Source organism: Bradyrhizobium australafricanum (assembly GCF_020329495.1).
GTDB lineage: Bacteria > Pseudomonadota > Alphaproteobacteria > Rhizobiales > Xanthobacteraceae > Bradyrhizobium > Bradyrhizobium australafricanum.
In genome coordinates, this window is the sequence record NZ_JAGKJL010000009.1 from 167,236 (window position 1) to 186,992 (window position 19,757).

The 19,757-nt window shown below is 64.5% G+C and carries 18 protein-coding genes; 13 read left to right on the forward strand and 5 right to left on the reverse strand.

Features of this window, described 5'->3' with window-relative positions; all coding sequences use genetic code 11:
• Positions 1–171 precede the first annotated feature (171 nt).
• From J6525_RS11225 to J6525_RS11235, 3 genes are all read left to right on the forward strand, one after another.
• On the forward strand, positions 172–573 hold the full coding sequence (locus J6525_RS11225) for an SPW repeat protein (protein WP_225644373.1): 402 nt from the start codon (positions 172–174) through the stop codon (positions 571–573).
• 208 nt (positions 574–781) lie between these two features.
• A complete protein-coding gene (locus J6525_RS11230; RefSeq protein WP_225644375.1) occupies positions 782–2,422 on the forward strand; it encodes an acyl-CoA synthetase in 1,641 nt (546 codons plus the stop codon).
• Positions 2,423–2,426: 4 nt separating this feature from the next.
• Positions 2,427–3,302, forward strand: coding sequence for a PPC domain-containing DNA-binding protein (locus tag J6525_RS11235; RefSeq protein ID WP_225644377.1), 876 nt, complete (start codon positions 2,427–2,429; stop codon positions 3,300–3,302).
• 191 nt (positions 3,303–3,493) lie between these two features.
• Here J6525_RS11235 and J6525_RS11240 read toward each other — a convergent pair whose 3' ends face one another.
• Entirely contained in the window at positions 3,494–3,817 is a 324-nt protein-coding gene (locus J6525_RS11240) for a hypothetical protein (protein ID WP_225644379.1), read from the reverse strand.
• An 83-nt stretch (positions 3,818–3,900) separates the two neighbouring features.
• Here J6525_RS11240 and J6525_RS11245 point away from each other — a divergent pair, with 83 nt between their 5' ends.
• The 5 genes from J6525_RS11245 (at position 3,901) to J6525_RS11265 (ending at position 7,389) form a co-directional block, all read left to right on the forward strand.
• Positions 3,901–4,668 (forward strand): AAA family ATPase, encoded by a 768-nt coding sequence (locus J6525_RS11245; protein WP_225644381.1) that lies wholly within the window; start codon positions 3,901–3,903, stop codon positions 4,666–4,668.
• A 150-nt stretch (positions 4,669–4,818) separates the two neighbouring features.
• Positions 4,819–5,358 carry an SRPBCC family protein gene (locus J6525_RS11250; RefSeq protein ID WP_050384353.1) on the forward strand — a complete coding sequence of 180 codons (540 nt, stop codon included), beginning with the start codon at positions 4,819–4,821 and terminating at the stop codon, positions 5,356–5,358.
• A 2-nt stretch (positions 5,359–5,360) separates the two neighbouring features.
• Entirely contained in the window at positions 5,361–6,299 is a 939-nt protein-coding gene (locus J6525_RS11255; protein ID WP_225644383.1) for a YVTN family beta-propeller repeat protein, read from the forward strand.
• 259 nt (positions 6,300–6,558) lie between these two features.
• Positions 6,559–6,891, forward strand: a complete 333-nt coding sequence (locus J6525_RS11260; RefSeq protein WP_225644384.1) for a PRC-barrel domain-containing protein — start codon at positions 6,559–6,561, stop codon at positions 6,889–6,891.
• 198 nt (positions 6,892–7,089) lie between these two features.
• Complete coding sequence (locus J6525_RS11265) at positions 7,090–7,389, forward strand: VOC family protein (protein WP_225644387.1); 300 nt, start codon at positions 7,090–7,092, stop codon at positions 7,387–7,389.
• Between the two features lie 86 nt (positions 7,390–7,475).
• Here the strand turns inward: J6525_RS11265 and J6525_RS11270 are convergent, their stop codons facing one another.
• The 4 genes from J6525_RS11270 to J6525_RS11285 all read right to left on the reverse strand — a co-directional run bounded on the left by J6525_RS11270 (position 7,476) and on the right by J6525_RS11285 (position 12,889).
• Positions 7,476–7,877, reverse strand: coding sequence for a barstar family protein (locus J6525_RS11270; protein WP_225644389.1), 402 nt, complete (start codon positions 7,875–7,877; stop codon positions 7,476–7,478).
• 10 nt (positions 7,878–7,887) lie between these two features.
• Positions 7,888–10,875 carry an excinuclease ABC subunit UvrA gene (gene uvrA, locus J6525_RS11275; RefSeq protein WP_225644391.1) on the reverse strand — a complete coding sequence of 996 codons (2,988 nt, stop codon included), beginning with the start codon at positions 10,873–10,875 and terminating at the stop codon, positions 7,888–7,890.
• A gap of 351 nt (positions 10,876–11,226) precedes the next feature.
• Positions 11,227–11,886 carry an outer membrane protein gene (locus J6525_RS11280; RefSeq protein ID WP_057018608.1) on the reverse strand — a complete coding sequence of 220 codons (660 nt, stop codon included), beginning with the start codon at positions 11,884–11,886 and terminating at the stop codon, positions 11,227–11,229.
• Between the two features lie 256 nt (positions 11,887–12,142).
• The gene (locus tag J6525_RS11285; RefSeq protein WP_076828596.1) at positions 12,143–12,889 is read right to left on the reverse strand and encodes an outer membrane protein; all 747 of its coding nucleotides are present in this window, start codon (positions 12,887–12,889) and stop codon (positions 12,143–12,145) included.
• A 449-nt stretch (positions 12,890–13,338) separates the two neighbouring features.
• Between J6525_RS11285 and J6525_RS11290 the strand changes: the two genes are divergently transcribed.
• From J6525_RS11290 to J6525_RS11310, 5 genes are all read left to right on the forward strand, one after another.
• Positions 13,339–13,833 (forward strand): single-stranded DNA-binding protein, encoded by a 495-nt coding sequence (locus J6525_RS11290; protein WP_057018508.1) that lies wholly within the window; start codon positions 13,339–13,341, stop codon positions 13,831–13,833.
• Between the two features lie 260 nt (positions 13,834–14,093).
• Positions 14,094–14,492, forward strand: coding sequence for a DUF2306 domain-containing protein (locus tag J6525_RS11295; protein WP_092083382.1), 399 nt, complete (start codon positions 14,094–14,096; stop codon positions 14,490–14,492).
• A gap of 224 nt (positions 14,493–14,716) precedes the next feature.
• Positions 14,717–17,443, forward strand: a complete 2,727-nt coding sequence (gene gyrA / locus J6525_RS11300) for a DNA gyrase subunit A (protein ID WP_225644393.1) — start codon at positions 14,717–14,719, stop codon at positions 17,441–17,443.
• Between the two features lie 171 nt (positions 17,444–17,614).
• Positions 17,615–19,390 (forward strand): adenylate/guanylate cyclase domain-containing protein, encoded by a 1,776-nt coding sequence (locus tag J6525_RS11305; RefSeq protein ID WP_225644395.1) that lies wholly within the window; start codon positions 17,615–17,617, stop codon positions 19,388–19,390.
• A gap of 150 nt (positions 19,391–19,540) precedes the next feature.
• Positions 19,541–19,757, forward strand: a 217-nt coding sequence (locus J6525_RS11310) for a transposase (RefSeq protein ID WP_225644397.1), incomplete at its 3' end; no start/stop codon positions are given.

Consider the following 19,757-nt stretch of genomic DNA (forward strand, 5'->3'; position numbering starts at 1 on the left):
CGGCAACGATCGCTCTGCCGCGTCGCACATGCGCGGGACGGGCCTTGCGGATGGATGCAGTTCGATTACGTTTGATGACAGACATACGCCCCTGATGCGGCTGGATGGTCGTCTGGTACGGAGTGGCGGAGCCGGCCGCCGACGTATGCCTCTTGTCGGAGGAGGTTCGTCATGTCGGACAATCGTTTCTTCAACACACACCGTCCCTGGGAGGACTGGCTCGGCATGCTGCTCGGCGTGCTGATCATGGTCTCGCCCTGGTTTCCGATGCAGGTGAGCGGCGCCGTCGATATTGAGCGCAGCCACCTCGTCCTCAACAGCTTCATCGTCGGCATGCTGGTGCTCGGCATCGCCCAGCTCGAATATGTCGCGCTGCACCGCTGGGAGGAGGTGGCCAGCCTCCTGCTCGGTCTCTGGCTGATGGCATCGCCCATGGTCTTTGGTTACGCCGAGGACCACGCGCTGCAGTTCTGGCACATCCTGCTCGGCGCGCTGGTCGCCTTTATAGGCGCGTTACAGCTGTGGCAGGACTGGAACCTGAGCGAGCAGGAACTCGCCAAGCACCCGCAGTAGCGGGCTGGGCAGAAAACAACGGGTTGACCGCCGCCGGCGCGGTATCATCGGGCTGCGCCCGGCGGGCCTTGCCGAAGGCGGCGGCTTGGCGATAAACCGGGCGGTACCAATCCCTTGCGGCGCTTGAAGACGCCCGGTTCTGACCGAGGAAACACCCGATGACCGTCCTGACCTTGCCCTGTCTGTTGTGCGTATCGGCGGGGCGGCAATGAGCGGGACGGCTGCTGCCGCGCCGCGCGGCGGGATCGCGCGGGTATCGCGCCGGGTGATGAACCTCGCTTACATCCTGACCCAGAACGCTCGCCGCCACGGCGATCGCCCCGGCTTCGTCTGGAACGAGAAGGCCTGGTCCTGGCGCCATATCGACCAGAACGTCTCGGCGCTGGCGGCGGCATTGGCGGCGCGCGGCATCGTCAAGGGCGACCGCATCCTGGTGCATTCCAAGAACTGCGACGAGATGTTCTGGTCGATGTTCGCGGCCTTCCGGCTCGGCGCGGTCTGGGTGCCGACCAATTTCCGCCTGATGCCGGACGAGGTCGCCTATCTCGCGTCGGCTTCCGGCGCCAAGGCGTTTCTGTGCCACGCCGACTTCCCCGAGCATGCCAAGGCGGCCGCCAATCCCGCGCTCGAATTCGTCTGGCGGATTGGGGAGGAAGGTACCTTCGGCGAGGCGACGCTCGGCGACGTCATCGCCAGGCACGCCGGCGCTGTGGTCGAGAACGTTGCCGTCGACTATGACGATCCCTGCTGGTTCTTCTTCACCTCCGGCACCACCGGCCGCTCCAAGGCCGCGGTCTTGACCCATGGCCAGATGGCCTTCGTCATCACCAACCATCTCGCCGACTTGATGCCCGGCACCACGGAAGAGGACGCCTCGCTTGTGGTGGCGCCGCTGTCGCATGGCGCCGGCGTACATCAATTGGTGCAGACCGCGCGCGGCGTGCCGACCATCCTGCTGCCGTCGGAGAAGTTCGACATCGCCGAAGCCTTCCGGCTGATCGCCAAGCATCGCGTCAGCAACATGTTCACGGTGCCGACCATCCTGAAGATGATGGTCGAGCATCCCGCCGCCGACCAGCACGACCATTCCTCGCTGCGCTACATCATCTACGCCGGCGCGCCGATGTATCGCGAGGACCAGAAGGCGGCGCTGAACAAGCTCGGCGGCGTGCTGGTGCAGTATTTCGGCCTCGGCGAGGTCACCGGCAACATCACGGTGCTGCCACCCGGACTGCACGATCCCGAGGACGGGCCGCATGCGCGGATCGGCACCTGCGGCTTCGAGCGCACCGGGATGCAGGTCTCGATCCAGGGCGACGATGGAAGCGAGCTGAAGGCGCACGAGACCGGCGAGATCTGCGTGATCGGTCCCGGCGTGTTCGCGGGCTACTACGACAACCCCGAGGCCAATGCGAAGGCGTTTCGCGACGGCTGGTTCCGCACCGGCGACCTCGGCCACATGGACGAGGAGGGCTTCGTCTACATCACCGGCCGTGCCTCCGACATGTACATCTCGGGCGGCTCCAACATCTATCCGCGCGAGATCGAGGAGAAGCTCTTGACCCATCCCGCGGTCGGCGAGGTCGCGGTGCTCGGCGTGCCCGATCCCTTCTGGGGCGAGGTCGGCGTCGCCGTCTGCGTCGCGCGCGAGGGCGCCGAGGCGGTCGCGGAGGCGGAGCTTGCCGCCTATCTCGCGCCAAAAGTGCCGCGCTACAAGATGCCGAAACGCTTCTTCTTCTGGGAGGCGCTGCCGAAATCCGGCTACGGCAAGGTCCCGAAGCGGCTGATCCGAGACGAGCTCGAGGCGCGCGGATTGCTCGAGGTGATCGCCAAATCGACGGGAGCGTGAGGCGATGCGCAGCATCGCCCAGCCTGGCGCTCCGCATCTAGAGCGCATCCAATGGGTCAGCGCGCGCGGCCGCGCCTTTTCATTCGTGCTCGAGGCCGGCATTCCCTTGCTCGAAGCCGTGCGCCGCGGCTTTGCGGCGGAGGGTTTTGCCAGCGGCGTGCTGAGCGCCAAAGGCGGTGCGCTCGGGCCGTTCGCCTATGTGATGCCGGCGCTGTCGAAGGACGGCGTCAACGCCGCGTTCTACAGCGACACGTTCCGTCCCGACGGCGTGACCCGGCTCAAGCTCGCGGCGCTGACGTTCGGCGAACGCGACGGCGCGCCGTTCTTTCATTGCCACGGCCTGTGGACCGAAGCTGACGGCCGCTTCAACGGCGGCCACATGCTGCCGGACGAAACCATTGTCGCCGAGCCGTTCGAGGTGAACGCGTTCGGGATCGACGGCGCGACGTTCCTGGCTGAATCTGACAGCGAGACCAATTTCAAGCTGTTCGGTCCCGTCGCCAGCGCGCCGCGTGGGGCCAGGACCACGAGCCATGCCTTCGCGCTGCGGCTGCGGCCGAACCAGGATTTTGCCTGCGCGCTGGAAGGCTTCTGCCGCCAGCGCGGCGTCCTGCGCGCGCGGCTGCATGGCGGCGTCGGCTCGACCATCGGCGCCGTCTTCACCGACGGCCACAGCGTGGTACCCTTCGCGACCGAGCTCGCGGTGACTGCGGGCGAGATCGCACCGGACGCGGATGGCAGGCTGCATGCCGAGCTCGACATCGCGCTGGTCGACTATCTCGGCGGCATCGCCGAGGGACGCCTGGTGCGCGGCGACAATCCGGTGCTGATGACGATGGAGCTGGCGCTGGAGGTGCTGGAGGAGGCGGAGCAGCCGTAGGGGCACTGCACGCTCCATCCCCGCGTCGTCCCGGCGAAGGCCGGGACCCATTACCCCAGATGGTTGTTGTTACGCGACGCAGAGGCCACAGCCTATCTTCAACAACTCGCCCCTGTGGTTATGGGTCCCGGCCTTCGCCGGGACGACGGCGAGTGTGTGGCGCCGCATGCGAGTCACACATCTGCAGCCGCTCACCGCCGCTTGCGGACATGGATGTTGATGTCGAGGTCGATGGCGCTGACGCAACGTTGCTCGGTGCGGTGCGATCCGCCCTCGTGCCAAGGGCCGTTGCGCAGGCTGATGTCGGTGACGCGAGCGAGCCGCAGGCAGCGCCATTGCGGCAGTTGGCCCGAGCTCGTGCCGGCGAACTGCCAGGCCAGCACGACCTCCTCACCGCTCTTGTTGTGGCCGATGATGTGCGGGCAGAGTTCGCGCGGCCGGCCGTCATAGATGCAGACCGCTTGCTGTTCGTTGAGGATCGCCTTGCGGAAGAGGGCGTAAGCTTTGCTAGCCATGGGACATCCGGCCATCTAGGATTGCTGCGGGCTCCTATCATATAAACTGGACCACCCGCCGTTGTTTCCCCGGATCCGCGCCGATGGCCAGAGGACGACACCGCCCGATCAACATGCCCGCGCCATATCTGAGGCGCGTCTGGCTCGATCCCGAGCGCATTCCCAACCGCAACGCATATCCGTTCGCGCTGCCGCTGCTGCGCGACGATTTCGAGCTGAGCTTCGACAAGGCAATCACCATCGTTGTCGGCGAGAACGGTACCGGCAAGTCGACGCTGCTCGAGGGGATCGCCGTGATGGCCGGCTATGACGACGCCGGCGGCGGCAAGGGCTACCGCGCGGTCGACCACAGCGGTGCGGTGGAGAAAATGGGCGGCTCGCTTGCAGCGGCGCTTCGTGCGAGCTGGCTGCCCAAGATCACCAATGGCTGGTTCTTCCGCGCCGAAAGCTTCTTCTCGGTGGCGCGCTATGTGGACGCGGCAGCGCTGGACGTCGGAGACCTGCCGCCGAACTTCCTGTCGTACTCCCACGGCGAGGGCTTTTTGCGCTTCTTCAACGAGCGCTGCCAGCGACAGGGCATCTTCATCTTCGACGAGCCGGAATCGGCGCTGTCGCCGTCGCGGCAGATCGAATTCCTCAAGCTGCTGCACCGGATGAACGGCACCGGCCACTGCCAGGTGATCATGGCCACGCATTCACCGGTCCTGATGGCCTATCCAAATGCGACGCTACTGCGGCTGACGAAATACGGGCTGGAGCCGGTGAACCTGAGGGACACCGATCACTACCGGCTGATGCGCGAGTTCTGCGACGATCCGAAAGGGTTCGTCGAGGCGGCGATCGAGGGGTGAACCTGCCACCAGCCTGACTTGCCTCCCGGCGAACCCCGAACTTCGCTCTGGTGCAAGAAGCCGGTCCCCGATCTAGTCTAGAACCTCGAACCATAAACTGCGGCATGCGCCGGGCGGCGGATGGCCGACACATATCGGGAGAGAACAAGGATGAGGCGAACGATCGCGCGAGCTGGCGTCGTGGTGGCGGCATTGGCTGTGTTGGGGGCCGCATGGGCCCACGGGCCGACCCGCCAGAAGGTGCGGGAATCGATCGAGATCGACGCGCCGCAGGCCAAGGTGTGGGCGGTGATCGGTAATTTCCAGGACATGAGCTGGCTCGCCGGCGTCACCAAGACCGAAGGCGAGAAGGGCAACGAGATCGGCGCCACGCGGCGGCTGACGCTGGGGCCCGGCGCCACCGTCGACGAGGAACTCTACAAATACGAGCCGGAGATGATGAGCTATTCGTACCGGATCACGGCGGTCGACGTGAAGGTGCTGCCGGTCACCAATTATTCCTCGACGCTGACGGTGTCGCCGGCGCCGGACGGCAAGTCGAAGCTGGAATGGGCCGGCGCGTTCTACCGCGGCTTTCCCAACAACGACCCGCCGCCGGAGCTGAGCGACGAGGCCGCGGTGAAGGCGGTGAGCGGGCTCTACAAGGCCGGGCTCGAGGCGCTGAAGAAGAAGATCGAGAGTGGGACCTGAGCGTGAGGACGATCGCGCTCGTCGCGCTGCTTGCCGGCCTCGGCGCCGCGCATGCCGAGGAGGCGTTCGTCACCAACCAGCTCAGCGACGACCTCACCGTGGTCGATCTCGCGACCTCGAAGCCGGTTGCGACCATCGCGATCGGCGGCAAGCCCGCCGGCGTTGCCGTCAGCAATGACGGCCGCTTCGCCTATGTGACCAGCCCGGATGCCAAGGCGGTCACGGTAGTCGACGCGCCGGCGCGAAGGGTGGTGGGCCGGGTCGATGTCGGCGGCGGGCCGCTCGGCATCGCGGTCGCGCCCGACGGCGCGACGGTCTATGTCGCCGACTGGTACGCCGCCGCGGTGCGGGTGATCGATGCCAGAGAGCGACGTGTCGTCGCAAGTATCGCGGTCGGTGCATCGCCGTCCGGGCTGGCGGTGACGCCGGATGGACTGCTGCTGCTGTCGGCGGATCGCGACGATGACAGCGTCTCCATCATCGGTACCGCCTCGCGCGAGCGGAGGGGAATCGTGAAGGTCGGGAGTCGGCCGTTTGGTGTCACCATCGATGCCGATGGCAAGCGTGCCTACACGGCCAATGTCGGCACCAACGACGTCTCGGTGATCGACGTCGCGACCGCGCGCGAGATCGGCCGCGTGCATGTCGGCTTGCGCCCCTACGCGGTGGCGCTGGCGCAGGGCCGCGGCTTCGTCACCGACCAGTATGACGGCAAGGTCAGCGTGTTCGACCTCGCGACGTTGCAGCCCGTGAAGCGGATCACGGTCGGCGATTACCCCGAAGGCATCGAGGCGACCGCAGACGGCAAGCGCATCCTGGTCGCGAACTGGGAGAGCAACACGCTGAGCGTGATCGACGCCGCCGAGCTGAAGGTGATCGGCGAGGTCAAGGTCGGCGACGGCCCGCGCGCGTTCGGGGCGTTCCTCAGACGGACGGAGTAGGGGGAAGGTGAGGGGTGTCCCAAAATATCGAAAACAACCCCATGCAAAGGAGCAGGCTGCCGCCGAGACTCGGAAAAGCGACTTGACGCGTCGGGCAAATCAGCGGTACGTTTTTATTATTCCGAAATTGTGCAAGCGTCCGCCGCCGCAGGATAGAGCCAACCGCGCCCTGCGACCCGTCGTCGAGCTGCGCCCCATTGGCTCACCAGCGCGACAGGCCTATATTATCAGGCAAACGCAAGGAAACAGGGAGGATGCCATGCATCATACCTTGGTGCCCAGTGACCGGGTCGAGCACGTTTGCGTCTACGGATGCGACGGCGCGAAACTTGGGTCGATCGAGCGGTTGATGCTCGACAAGGTGAGCGGCACGGTGGCCTACGCCATCATCAAGACCGGAGGCGTGCTGAGTACCCACCACCACTATCCCGTCCGATGGACCGCGCTGCGATTCGATCCTGTGCGGCAGGCCTTCGAGGCCGAGGTGACGCTGGATGATCTGCGGTCAGGACCCTCCGAATTCGACGGCGACGAATTCGACTGGGGCGACCGCTCGCGATCGTACACGCACCCGAATTATTGGGCGGTGTAGCAGAGCGGTTGAGAGACCGTAGCCCGCATGAGCGAAGCGACATGCGGGAGCGGTCAACTTGTTCGGCTGATAGACCCCGCATATCGCTCCGCTCATGCGGGCTACTTGCTTAGTTCAAGACCGGTATACATGCCCCAATTCAAGCCCGCCGGCTGGCCTTCCGTCATACCGCGAATTGTCACCCGCGACCTCACTGGCTTGGCCAGATTTCTTCGAGACGTTTTCGATGCGCAGGGCGATGTCCGCTCCGGCGCGCCAACGGAAATCCGGATCGGAGACTCGATCATCCTGATCAGCGACGGCGGAGGCGTCCGCGAGGCCATGCCGGCCTTTCTCTACGTCTATGTTCGAGACGCGGACGAGACCTATCGGCGGGCGATCGCGGCAGGCGCTGAATCGATCGAGCCGCCTGCGGATACGCCCTATGGCGACAGACGCGCGATGGTGCGGGATGCCTGGGCCAACGTCTGGCAGATCGCCACCTACCGTGGGAGCTAAGTGTGTAGCCCGCTTGAGCGAAGCGATATGCGGGACCGGTCATTGTTGGCCGCGAGAGGCCCCGGATATCGCTTCGCTCATCCAGGCTACTTGCTACGGGCCTGGTCTGCTCGAAGCAGCCACATGACCTGGTCGCGATATCTGAGGGGAAATGCAACCGAAAGCGGATGGTCTTTCGATCCTGACATTTTGCGAGCAGCGTCATTCAGTATCGCAACGTAGGTCATCGCGTTCGGCAGGTCGCCAACCAGCGGCACATCAGCATGCATTACAAGCACGGGACCGTGCGGCAACCACGAGAGATCGCGGATACATTCCTCGAACCCATCCCAATTGCTCCCAAAGTAACCGGGAAATTCGAGCTGTGCAGCGAGCGTGGCCAAGAGCGCCGCTTTGCTCGTCACATTTTCAAGGATGCTGGCGCGCACCGCTGCAGGGGACGACGCGCCCTCATCTTCGAACGAGATGAATGTTTGCGGCTCGCTCACCCGGCCTGTGTCACTCCGCCGCCTCGCTCGCTGAGCTCTTCCTTGGCTTGCTGTTCGCCTTCTTCAGCACCGGAGCCAGGAACTTGCCGGTGTAGCTGCGCGGCGCTTTCACGATGTCCTCGGGCGGGCCCCAGGCGACGATCTCGCCGCCGCCGTCACCGCCTTCGGGGCCGAGGTCGATCACCCAGTCGGCGGTCTTGATGACCTCGAGATTGTGCTCGATCACCACCACCGTGTTGCCCTGGGCGACCAGTTCGTGCAGCACCTCTAAGAGCTTGGCGACGTCATGGAAGTGCAGGCCGGTGGTCGGCTCGTCAAGGATATAGAGCGTGCGGCCGGTGGCGCGCTTTGACAGCTCCTTGGCCAGCTTGACGCGCTGGGCTTCGCCGCCCGACAGCGTCGTCGCCTGCTGGCCGACATGGATGTAGTCGAGGCCGACGCGGTGCAGGGTCTGGAAGGTCTCGCGCACGCGCGGCACCGCCTTGAAGAACTCGGCGGCTTCCTCGACCGTCATGTCGAGCACGTCGGCGATGCTCTTGCCCTTGAACAGCACCTCCAGCGTCTCGCGGTTGTAGCGCTTGCCCTTGCAGGTGTCGCAGGTGACGTAGACGTCCGGCAGGAAGTGCATCTCGATCTTGATGACGCCGTCGCCCTGGCAGGCCTCGCAGCGGCCGCCCTTGACGTTGAAGGAGAAGCGCCCGGGCTCGTAGCCGCGCGCCTTCGCTTCCGGCAGGCCGGCGAACCATTCGCGGATCGGCGTGAAGGCACCGGTATAGGTCGCGGGGTTGGAACGCGGCGTGCGGCCGATCGGCGACTGGTCGATGTCGATGATCTTGTCGATGTGCTCGAGGCCCTCGATGCGGTCGTGCGGCGCCGCGCCCTCGCTGGCGTTGTTCAGCTTGCGGGCGATGGCGCGGTACAGCGTGTCGATCAACAGCGTCGACTTGCCGCCGCCCGACACGCCGGTCACGCAGGTGAACAGGCCGAGCGGGATTTCGGCCGAGACGTTCTTGAGATTATTGCCGCGGGCGTTGACGACCTTGATGGTGCGCCGGTGGTTCGGCGGCCGCCGGTCGGGCACAGGCACCGACAGCTCGCCGGTGAGATACTTGCCGGTCAGCGATTTCGGGTTGCGCATGATCTGGTCGGGCGTGCCCTCAGCGACGATGTGGCCGCCATGCATGCCGGCGCCGGGCCCGATATCGAGCACATAATCGGCGAGGCGGATGGCGTCCTCGTCATGCTCGACCACGACCACGGTGTTACCGAGGTCGCGCAGCCGCTTCAGGGTGTCGAGCAGGCGGGCATTGTCGCGCTGGTGCAGGCCGATCGACGGCTCGTCCAGCACGTAGAGCACGCCGGTGAGGCCCGAGCCGATCTGTGAGGCGAGGCGGATGCGCTGGCTCTCGCCGCCGGACAGCGTGCCGGAGGAGCGCGACAGCGTCAGATAGTTCAGGCCGACATCGAGCAGGAAGGTCAGGCGCTCGCGGATCTCTTTCAGGATCCGCGTCGCGATCTCGTTCTGCTGCGCGTTCAGCGCCTCCGGCACCGTCTCGAACCATTCGCCGGTGCGCTTGACCGAGAGCTCGGAGATCTCGCCGATATGCTTGCCGCCGATCTTGACGCACAGCGCCTCCGGCTTCAGCCGATGGCCGTTGCAGCCTTCGCAGGGCACGTCGGAGAAATACTTGCCGAGCTCCTCGCGCGCCCACTCGCTCTCGGTTTCGCGGTAGCGGCGGTTGATGTTGGTGATGACGCCCTCGAACGGCTTCTTGGTGTCGTAGGAGCGGACGCCGTCCTCATAGGAGAACTTGATCTCGTCGTCGCCGGAGCCGTGCAGCAGCGCGTTCTGGACCTTCTTGGTGAGGTCCTTCCACTTGGTGTCGAGCGTGAACTTGTAGTGCTTGCCGAGCGCGGTCAGGGTCTGGATGTAGTAGGGCGAGGATGATTTCGCCCAGGGCGCGATCGCGCCCTTGCGCAAGGTCAGCTCCTTGTCGGGGATGACCAGGTCCTCGTCGATATGCTGCTCGACGCCGAGGCCGCCGCAGGCCGGACAGGCGCCATAGGGGTTGTTGAACGAGAACAGGCGCGGCTCGATCTCGGGGATCGTGAACCCGGAGACCGGGCAGGCGAACTTCTCCGAGAACAGGATGCGCTCGGGCCCGCTCTTGTCGTGGATCTTGGCGGTTTTCTTCTTGTCCTCTTTCTTGTCGTCCTGGGCGGCCGCCGCCGGCGCGTCGGCGTATTCAATCACGGCGAGGCCCTCGGCGAGCTTCAGCGCGGTCTCAAAGCTTTCCGCGAGGCGCTGGGCGAGGTCGGGACGCACCACGATGCGGTCGACCACGACGTCGATGTCGTGGGGGAATTTCTTGTCGAGCGCGGGCGCTTCGGACAGTTCGTAGAAGGTGCCGTCGATCTTGACGCGCTGAAAGCCCTTCTTGAGATACTCGGCGAGCTCCTTCTTGTACTCGCCCTTGCGACCGCGCACGACCGGCGCCAGCAGGTAGAGGCGAGTGCCTTCCGGCAGCGCCAGCACGCGATCGACCATCTGCGAGACGATCTGGCTCTCGATCGGCAGGCCGGTGGCTGGCGAATAGGGCACGCCGACGCGCGCCCAGAGCAGGCGCATGTAGTCGTAGATCTCGGTGACGGTGCCGACGGTGGAGCGCGGGTTCTTCGACGTGGTCTTCTGCTCGATCGAGATCGCCGGCGACAGGCCATCGATCTGGTCGACATCCGGCTTCTGCATCATCTCGAGGAACTGGCGCGCATAGGCCGACAGCGACTCGACGTAGCGGCGCTGGCCCTCGGCATAGATGGTGTCGAACGCGAGCGACGACTTGCCGGAGCCGGACAGGCCGGTGAACACCACGAGCTTGTCGCGGGGAATCTCGACGTCGATGTTCTTCAGATTGTGTTCGCGCGCGCCACGGATCGTGATGGCGCGCGATGAGGAGCCGGCGTTCTGTTGGCGCTTCGCCTTGAGCACTTCATCCATAGCGACAGTTCCGGGCGCATGCTTGGGCGCCTTTTGGGCGCGCATCGCCGGTGATGCCGGGACCTTGCGCCGATGGGGTGTGAAGGCTGGAACGTAGGAAGAACGGCCGACAATTTCCAGTGCTGAGTCGCGTCCATCAACGGATAGTTTGCCTGATGGCAGCAGCCGTCAGCAGCGCCGGTTCCGCTAGAGCCTTTCCCCCGTTCCGATGGAATCGGAACGGGGGCTCCAGATTCCTGCTTTGACGCGTTTTCCTTGCGCGAGCCGGAATCCGCTTCGCTCGACAACGCTCTTACGCAAAAAGGCCGGCGCGAGGCCGGCCTTTCGGTGCGATCTGATCGCAGATCAATCTTAGTACTTGGCGACGATCGGGCCGCCGAAGTGATAGTTCACGCCGAACTGGGCGCTGTGCAGCTCGAGTGTACCGGAGGGCACGCCGAAATAGTTCTCGCTGTCGAGGCTGCGATACAGGTATTCGCCCTTGATCGACCACTGCGGGGCGATGAAGGCCTCGACGCCGGCGCCGACGGTCCAGCCGGAGTGGAAGTTGCTCTGCGAGGCGGTCACGCCGAGCGCGGTGACGCTGACCTCATTGTTGGCCCAGGCGTAGCCGCCGGTGCCGTAGAACAGCACCTTGTCGACGGCAAAGCCGAAGCGGCCGCGCACGGTGCCGAGCGAGTCGATCTTGCTGCGGGCGGTGACGCCGAGCGCGGAGACCGACGCGTCGATGTCAGCGCCTGCAGCGTCGACCTCGAGGCCGTACACGATGTTGCCGGCCTGCCAGTTGTAGCCGATGGTGCCGCCGCCGAAGCCGCCTTCCATGCTCGGGGTGCCGGAGTTCTCGCTGGCGTAGCCGCCGAAGCCACCGACGTAGAAGCCGGTCCAGTTGTAGATCGCGGCCGGCGGCGGAGCCTTCACGTAAGGCGCGCGTGCCGCCATGTCGGCGGCCATTACCGGTGCAAAAGCGCTCAGTGCAAACATGCCGGCCGAGGCCAGCAAAACATTCCTGATTTTCAAAGTCCCAGTCCAATTTTCTTGTTGTCTCTTCAAAGATTTTGAAGAGAGCGTCACAGCAGTGTCGCGTGACGTGCTGGTGCTTCTACAGAGAAATGCCGGAACGTGTGTATCCGCGAAACCACAACGCACCGAAAACGGCCCCGGTGAGGTGCGCGTGCACACGCAACGAAAAAGCCGGCGCACAAACAGGCACAAACAAAAAGGCCGGCGGGAGGCCGGCCTTTCGTCTGGATCAATCGGCCTGGCGCGATCAATAGCGCGCGACGACCGGGCCACCCCACTTGTAGTTCACGCGGACGGTGACGAGGTCGACGTCCTGGCGATCGCGGATGGTGCTGTTCAGCGTGCCGTTGGGGGCGATCAGGTTGTAGGTCTTGTCCTGCATGAACAGGTGGTCGTATTCGATGCCCGCGGTCCAGTTCGGCGCGAAGCCGACTTCGATGCCGGCGCCGACGGTGCCGCCCCAGCGGGTGTCGCTGGCGCTACCGACCAGCACGCCGGTTGGGGTGAAGTAGGTGTTGAAGCGGTTGTCGGTCAGCGCCGCGCCGCCCTTGGCGTAGAGCAGCACGTTGTTGACGGCGTAACCGATCTGGCCGGTGAACAGGCCGAACGCGTCGATCTTGGACTGGTTGGTGAACAGGCCCGGGAAGATCGCGCTGTTGTTGCTGCCCTTCAGGTCAGCCCAGTCGCCCTGCGCTTCGAGGCCGAACACCCAGGCGCCAGCCTGCCAGCGATAACCGATCTGGCCACCGGCGACGCCGCCGGTTGCATCATGGCAACCATCTGATGCGAGGAAGATGCCGGCCGGGAGCTGGTCCCAGCAATTGTGGCTCGAGCCCCAGCCGCCGTTGGCGCCGATGTAGAAGCCGGTCCAGTCATAGATCGGGGCAACCACTGGCGGCGGCGCCTTGGTGTACGGGCGCGCAGCGAGATCAGCGGCCGCGGCAGGCGCAGCAAACGCAATCAGAGCAACCGTACCGAGCAAAAACTTCTTCATTATCAGTCCCCCAGCGCCCCGATCGGCTTCCAAACGGTCCCGAAGCACGATCCCAGACGCGAGCGCCCGCGCCATGGTTGGAGCTATACGCTGATTCAACCGGAAACGCAGTCTCCCAAATGCAACACTCGCGGGAGAAGTACCGAGAAGGCAAGTTGCTGATTTATTTGTTGTTTTTCTAAATCTTGCTGCCGGGCGGCGGCTGGCGCCGAGATCGACTGCCGCTCCGACGGCACTGGCCGCTTCTACGGATGGTTGTGGCGAACAAAACTGGAACGACGCCGGATGCGATGCTATATCTCGAATATCGTGGATAACCGGCGCGACGGCAAAGGCGGCGAGCCGGCACCGGCGTATAGGGTCATCCACGACGCCTGCGACGTAAGTGGCGAAGGTTGAGAGTGGCGGCCGAATGTCCGGACGCCCGGTTTTTGAGTGGAGATGATGCGATGGCAGGAAGCGTGAACAAGGTGATCCTGGTGGGAAACCTCGGCAAGGATCCGGAAATCCGGCGGACGCAGGACGGCCGTCCGATCGCAAACCTTTCCATCGCCACCTCGGAAACCTGGCGCGACAAGGGCACTGGCGAGCGCAAGGAAAAGACCGAGTGGCACCGCGTCGTGATCTTCAACGAGGGCCTCTGCAAGGTCGCCGAGCAGTATCTGAAGAAGGGCGCCAAGGTGTACATTGAGGGTCAGCTGCAGACCCGCAAATGGACCGACCAGAGCGGCGTCGAGAAGTACTCGACCGAAGTCGTGCTGCAGGGCTTCAACTCCAACCTCACCATGCTCGATGGGCGTGGCGGTGGGGGCAGCAGCTTCTCCGATGATGGCGGCAGCGATTTCGGCTCGGCCGGACCGGTCAGCTCGGCGCCGCGCCGCGCCGTCGCCGCGGGTGGTGGCAGCAGCCGCAACAGCGACATGGACGACGACATCCCGTTCTGAGCAGCGGTCGCGCTTCCGTCGATTCCGTCAGGCGCCGTTCCGTGAAGATCATTTTCCCGGAACGGTCGCCGCGATCTGGACCAGCAATTTCCTCGTGTGGAGTATGAGGATAACCCGGTAACTCTCTGTCAGAACCTCGGTGGTTCGACGTACAGGGATGCGGGTTCCCTGGACTTTGACACAGCCTGATGTAAATGATATTTACATTGGCCTGCGGCATTTGATGCCTGGCGGCGAGCTTCACCCGAGGGCCGGCCATCATGAGCCTCGCGCCATTGCTCGACGCCGCGCCTGCGATCCCGCTCCACGCCTTTGCCGCGATGGCCGCCTTCGTGCTCGGCTCCATCCAGCTCGCCGCCCCCAAGGGCACGCTGCCGCACCGGACCCTGGGCTGGATCTGGGTGATCCTGATGCTGGTGGTCGCCGGAAGCTCGTTCTGGATCCATCAGATCCAGCTGGTCGGTCCCTGGAGCCCGATCCACCTGCTGTCGATCTTCTCGCTCGCCATGCTGGTGCTCGGCGTCACGGCTGCGCGGAGCCACGATGTCCGCCGCCACAGGTTCACGATGATCGGCATCTACTTCGGCGCGCTGCTCATCGCCGGACTGTTCACCTTGATGCCCGGGCGGATCATGCACGCGGTGGTTTTCGGCCACTGACTGGAGAGGCGAACTGCCACTGGCGAGTGGCGAATAGGGATTTTTCCATCCGCTATTCGCCATTCGCCACGCGCTTCCCGACCAGGCAGCCGGAACCTCGGTGCTCCACCCGTAAGTGCATGAAAAAACGAACGGAAAAACGGCTTGCCGGAGCCGCGCAAGGGTGGTTATCAGGCCCCCGATGGGCTATATGATTCCCCAGCAGAACCGACCGGATTTCCCCTTTGTCCGATAACGACGACCACAAGCCCGGCGAGCCGCCGGGACCCTCAGATATTCGTCCCGTTTCCATTCTCGACGAGATGAAGAAGTCCTACCTCGATTACGCGATGAGCGTGATCGTGTCGCGTGCGCTGCCCGATGCGCGCGACGGGCTCAAGCCGGTGCACCGGCGCATCCTCTATTCGATGCATGAGCAGGGACATACGCCGGACAAGAAATACGTCAAATCCGCCCGCGTCGTCGGCGACGTGATCGGTAAATATCACCCGCATGGCGACCAGTCGATTTACGACGCGATGGTCCGCATGGCGCAGGATTTCTCGCTGCGCGTGCCGCTGATCGACGGCCAGGGCAATTTCGGTTCGGTCGACGGCGATCCGCCGGCGGCCTATCGATATACGGAAGCGCGGCTGACCAAGGCGGCGCTCGCCGTGCTGGCCGACATCGACATGGAAACGGTCGATTTCCAGCCGAACTACGACAACTCCGAAAAAGAGCCGTCGGTTCTGCCGGCCCGGTTCCCGAACCTTCTGGTCAATGGCGCCGGCGGCATCGCCGTCGGCATGGCGACCAACATCCCGCCGCACAATCTCGGCGAGGTGGTCGACGCCTGCGTGGCGCTGATCGACAATCCGGCGCTCACGATCGACGAGCTGATCGACATCATTCCCGGACCGGACTTCCCGACCGGCGGCGTCATCCTGGGCCGCCAGGGCATTCGTAGCGCCTACCATCTCGGCCGCGGCTCGATCGTGATGCGCGGCAAGGTGACGATCGACACCATCCGCAAGGATCGTGAAGCGATCATCATCACCGAGATTCCCTATCAGGTGAACAAGGCGACGATGGTCGAGCGCATCGCCGAACTCGTCAAAGAGAAGAAGATCGAGGGCATCGGGGACCTGCGCGACGAGTCCGACCGCGACGGCTATCGCGTCGTCATCGAGTTGAAGCGCGAAGCGGTGCCCGACGTGGTGCTGAACCAGCTCTACCGGTTCACACCGCTGCAGACCAATTTCCCGGCCAACATGCTGGCGCTGGATTCCGGCCGTCCGCAGACGATGAATCTGAAGGACTTGCTCACGATCTTCGTCGCGTTCCGCGAGCAGGTGGTGACCCGGCGGACCAAGTTCCTGCTCGGCAAGGCGCGCGACCGCGCCCACATCCTGGTCGGCCTTGCGATCGCGGTCGCCAACATCGATGAGATCATCCGCGTCATCCGGACCTCGCCCGATCCGAACACCGCGCGCGAGGCCCTGATGTCACGCGACTGGCCGGCACGCGACGTCGAGGCGATGATCACGCTAATCGACGATCCCCGGCATCGCATCAACGAGGACGGCACGCTGCGGCTGTCGATGGAGCAGGCCAGGGCCATCCTCGACCTTCGCCTGCAGCGCTTGACCGCGCTCGGGCGCGACGAGATTTCCGAAGAGCTCGACAAGCTCGCGGCCGAGATCGCCGACTATCTCGACATCCTGCGCTCGCGCGCCCGCGTGCAGGGCATCGTCAAGACCGAACTGGCCGAGGTGAAGCAGCAGTTCGCCACCCCGCGCAAGACCGTGATCATCGAGCAGGAAGGCGAGGTCGAGGACGAGGACCTGATCCAGCGCGAGGACATGGTCGTCACCGTGTCGCATGCGGGTTACGTCAAGCGCGTGCCGCTGTCGACCTATCGGGCGCAGCGCCGCGGCGGCAAGGGCCGCGCCGGCATGCAGACCCGCGACGAGGATTTCGTCTCGCGCCTGTTCGTGGCCTCGACCCACACACCGGTGCTGTTCTTCTCATCGCGCGGCCAGGTCTACAAGGAGAAGGTCTGGCGGCTGCCGATGGCCGCGCCAAACGCGCGCGGCAAGGCGCTGATCAACATCCTGCCGCTGGAGCAGGGCGAACGCATCACGACGATCATGCCGCTGCCGGAGGATGAATCCTCCTGGGCCAATCTCGACGTGATGTTCGCGACGACCGGCGGCACCGTTCGCCGCAACAAGCTGTCCGACTTCGTCGACGTGCGCCGCTCCGGCATCATCGCCATGAAGCTCGGGGAAGGCGAGGCGATCGTCGACGTCCAGATCTGCACCGAGCATGACGACGTGCTGCTGACGGCCGCCGGCGGCCAGTGCATCCGTTTCCCGGTCACCGATGTGCGCGTCTTCACCGGCCGCACCTCGATGGGCGTGCGCGGCATTGCGCTGCCCGAGGCCGACAAGCTGATCTCGCTGGCGATCCTGCGCCATGTCGAGACCACCTCGGACGAGCGCTCGGCCTATTTGAAGATGCGCCGCGCGGTGGCCGGCGAGGCCGCGACCGAGGAGCCGGTCGAGGCCGAGGGCGAGGAGACCGCGAATGCGATCCAGCTGTCGCAGGAGCGCTATGCCGAACTGTCGGCGGCCGAGCAGGTGGTGCTGACCGTCTCCGTCAACGGCTATGGCAAGCGGACCTCGTCCTACGAGTACCGCACCACCGGCCGCGGCGGCAAAGGCATCGTCGCGATGAGCGTCAACAACCGGAACGGCAACCTGGTGGCGTCGTTCCCGGTCGAGGACGCCGACCAGATCATGCTGGTCACCGACAAGGGCCAACTGATCCGCTGCCCGGTGGCCGACATCCGCGTCGCCGGCCGCTCGACCCAGGGCGTGATCGTGTTCGACACCGCCGAGGACGAGCACGTGGTCTCGGTCGAGCACATTCCGGAAGAGGAAAACGGCGAGAACGGCAACGGCGGCTAGCGCCGCCGTTTCGGAGAACCCCCAGCCCGAATGCAGCCAACGGGCGCGCAACAGGCGCGCCCGTTGACAGGCTCCGCGAAATCCGGCGGGCCTGCCGTACGCCCTTAGCCCAAGGGCAACGCCCTATGCTTTGATGGGGTCCGGCGGATCTACCGATTTCGGGAGGCCGTTGTGACCGATCATCGCGTTGAGCGGCGGCTTGCAGCTATCCTGGCGGCTGACGTGGCCGGATATAGTCGGTTGACCGGCCTGGACGAGGAAGGGACACACGTCCGGCTGAGGGAGTGTCTGCGTGGACTCGCTGATCCCAAGATCAGCGAACACCGTGGCAAGGTCGTCAAGCACACGGGCGACGGCATGCTCGCCGAGTTCGGCAGTGTCGTGGATGCGGTGCGTTGCGCCATTGAGGTCCAGCGCGGAATGGCCGAGCGAAATGCCACGGTGCCGCAACTCAAGCGGATCGAATTCCGCATTGGCATCCACGTCGGCGACATCATCGTCGATGAAAACGATATCTTTGGAGACGGCGTCAATATCGCCGCCCGCCTTGAAGGGATCGCGGAGCCCGGCGGGATCTGCATCTCGGACGATGCGCAACGTCAAATCCGCGGCAAGGTCGATGCCGTGTTCGCGGACATGGGCTCGCAGAACCTGAAGAACATTGCTGAGCCGATGCGCGCGTGGCGATTGAGGATAAACGCGGGCCATCCCGCGAGCGCCCCGATCGAGCCGCCGGTCGACAGCGCGCAAGCTCTGGCGCTCCCTGACAAGCCGTCGATCGCCGTGCTGCCCTTCGAGAATATGAGCGGCGACCCCGAACAGGAATACTTCGCGGACGGAATGGTCGAGGAGATCATCACGGCGCTGTCGCGCTTCAAATGGCTGTTCGTGATCGCCCGAAATTCGAGTTTTACCTTCAAGGGCCGGGCCGTCGATATCAAGGAGGTCGGCCGCAGGCTCGGCGTCCGCTATGTCCTTGAGGGGTCTGTGCGCAAGGCCGCGGGGAAGGTTCGCATCACCGGGCAGTTGATCGATGCGGTGACCGGAACGCACATCTGGGCAGACAGGTTCGAGCGCGACCTGACGGACATATTCGCTCTCCAGGACGAAGTGACCGTCGCCGTCGTTTCGGCCATTCAACCAAAATTGCTGCAGATCGAAATCGGCCTGTCGGCACGGCGACCAGAGAACCTCACCGCCTATGATTTCTATCTCCGCGCCATGCAGCAGCATTACCTGATGACCGCCGACGGGTTGGCCGAGGCGATCAGGCTGGCGCATCGTGCTTTGGAGCTTGACCCCCGGTTCGGCTTTGTCGCCGCTCTGGCAGGTCTCGCGCACATGCAGAACATCCTTTGGGGGCATGCCGTCGATCCTCAATTTGACCGCAAGGAAGCGGTTCGGCTGCTTCGCCTGGCATTGAGCATCGACGATGGTGACGCGGAAACTTTAGCCTGGGTTTCCCTCACCTCGGCGTACATGGTCGGCGATTGTGAGAGTGAGATCGAATTGGCCGACCGGGCGGTCGCTCTCAATCCGAATTCATATCGCGCATGGACCGCCAGAGGCAGTGTCTATCGAGTTGCCGGGCTTCCGGAGGAAGCGGTCCGGAGTTTTGAACGCGCCATCCGCCTGAGCCCGTTAGACCCGCGGCTACCCATCACGTTTGTTGGGATGGGGATGGCCTTCATCGAGCTTCGCCGCTTTGACGAGGCCATTGCCGCAGCGAATAAATGCCGGCGCCAGAATGCCTCCTATTCGCTGGCCTACCGTTGTCTCGCGTCCGCGTTCGCTCATCTCGGACGCGACGCGGAGGCGCGCGAGGCGGCGGCGCTCCTGCTTCAGCTCGATCCCGCCTTTACAATATCCGCGATGATCGCCAGGGGCGGGTACCCAAACGCGCAGCTGTTGATCGAGGGACTTCGGAAGGCGGGATTGCCCGAATGAATTGTGCCCGCGGGCGCCGACGAGGCCGCCATCGGGAGCACGGCAGGCTCTGTGTTTGTGGGGGCGCGGCCTAGGACCGATCGACATTCAGGATTCCCAAGCGGTTTGATCGCTGATTCATAGAGTTCCGTGATTCGAGACACGGAGCAGATGGTGGCGGCGAAACGATATGAGCTGACGGAGGCGCAATGGGCGAGGATTGCGCCACTGCTGCCGGGGAAAGCTGGCGACCCGGGACGTACGGCTGCGGACAATCGACTGTTCGTCAACGGATGTTTGTGGGTTTTGCGATCGGGCGCACACTGGAGCGACCTGCCGGAACGGTACGGCAAGTGGAAAACGGTGCATCAGCGCTTCAGCCGCTGGT

Bases quoted from the DNA above. Each gene is read 5' to 3' on its own strand.
- J6525_RS11225 (WP_225644373.1), top strand. From the start codon at position 172: ATGTCGGACAATCGTTTCTTCAACACACACCGTCCCTGGGAGGACTGG.
- J6525_RS11230 (WP_225644375.1), top strand. From the start codon at position 782: ATGAGCGGGACGGCTGCTGCCGCGCCGCGCGGCGGGATCGCGCGGGTA.
- J6525_RS11235 (WP_225644377.1), top strand. From the start codon at position 2,427: ATGCGCAGCATCGCCCAGCCTGGCGCTCCGCATCTAGAGCGCATCCAA.
- J6525_RS11240 (WP_225644379.1), bottom strand. From the start codon at position 3,817: ATGGCTAGCAAAGCTTACGCCCTCTTCCGCAAGGCGATCCTCAACGAA.
- J6525_RS11245 (WP_225644381.1), top strand. From the start codon at position 3,901: ATGGCCAGAGGACGACACCGCCCGATCAACATGCCCGCGCCATATCTG.
- J6525_RS11250 (WP_050384353.1), top strand. From the start codon at position 4,819: ATGAGGCGAACGATCGCGCGAGCTGGCGTCGTGGTGGCGGCATTGGCT.
- J6525_RS11260 (WP_225644384.1), top strand. From the start codon at position 6,559: ATGCATCATACCTTGGTGCCCAGTGACCGGGTCGAGCACGTTTGCGTC.
- uvrA (WP_225644391.1), bottom strand. From the start codon at position 10,875: ATGGATGAAGTGCTCAAGGCGAAGCGCCAACAGAACGCCGGCTCCTCA.
- J6525_RS11285 (WP_076828596.1), bottom strand. From the start codon at position 12,889: ATGAAGAAGTTTTTGCTCGGTACGGTTGCTCTGATTGCGTTTGCTGCG.
- J6525_RS11290 (WP_057018508.1), top strand. From the start codon at position 13,339: ATGGCAGGAAGCGTGAACAAGGTGATCCTGGTGGGAAACCTCGGCAAG.
- J6525_RS11295 (WP_092083382.1), top strand. From the start codon at position 14,094: ATGAGCCTCGCGCCATTGCTCGACGCCGCGCCTGCGATCCCGCTCCAC.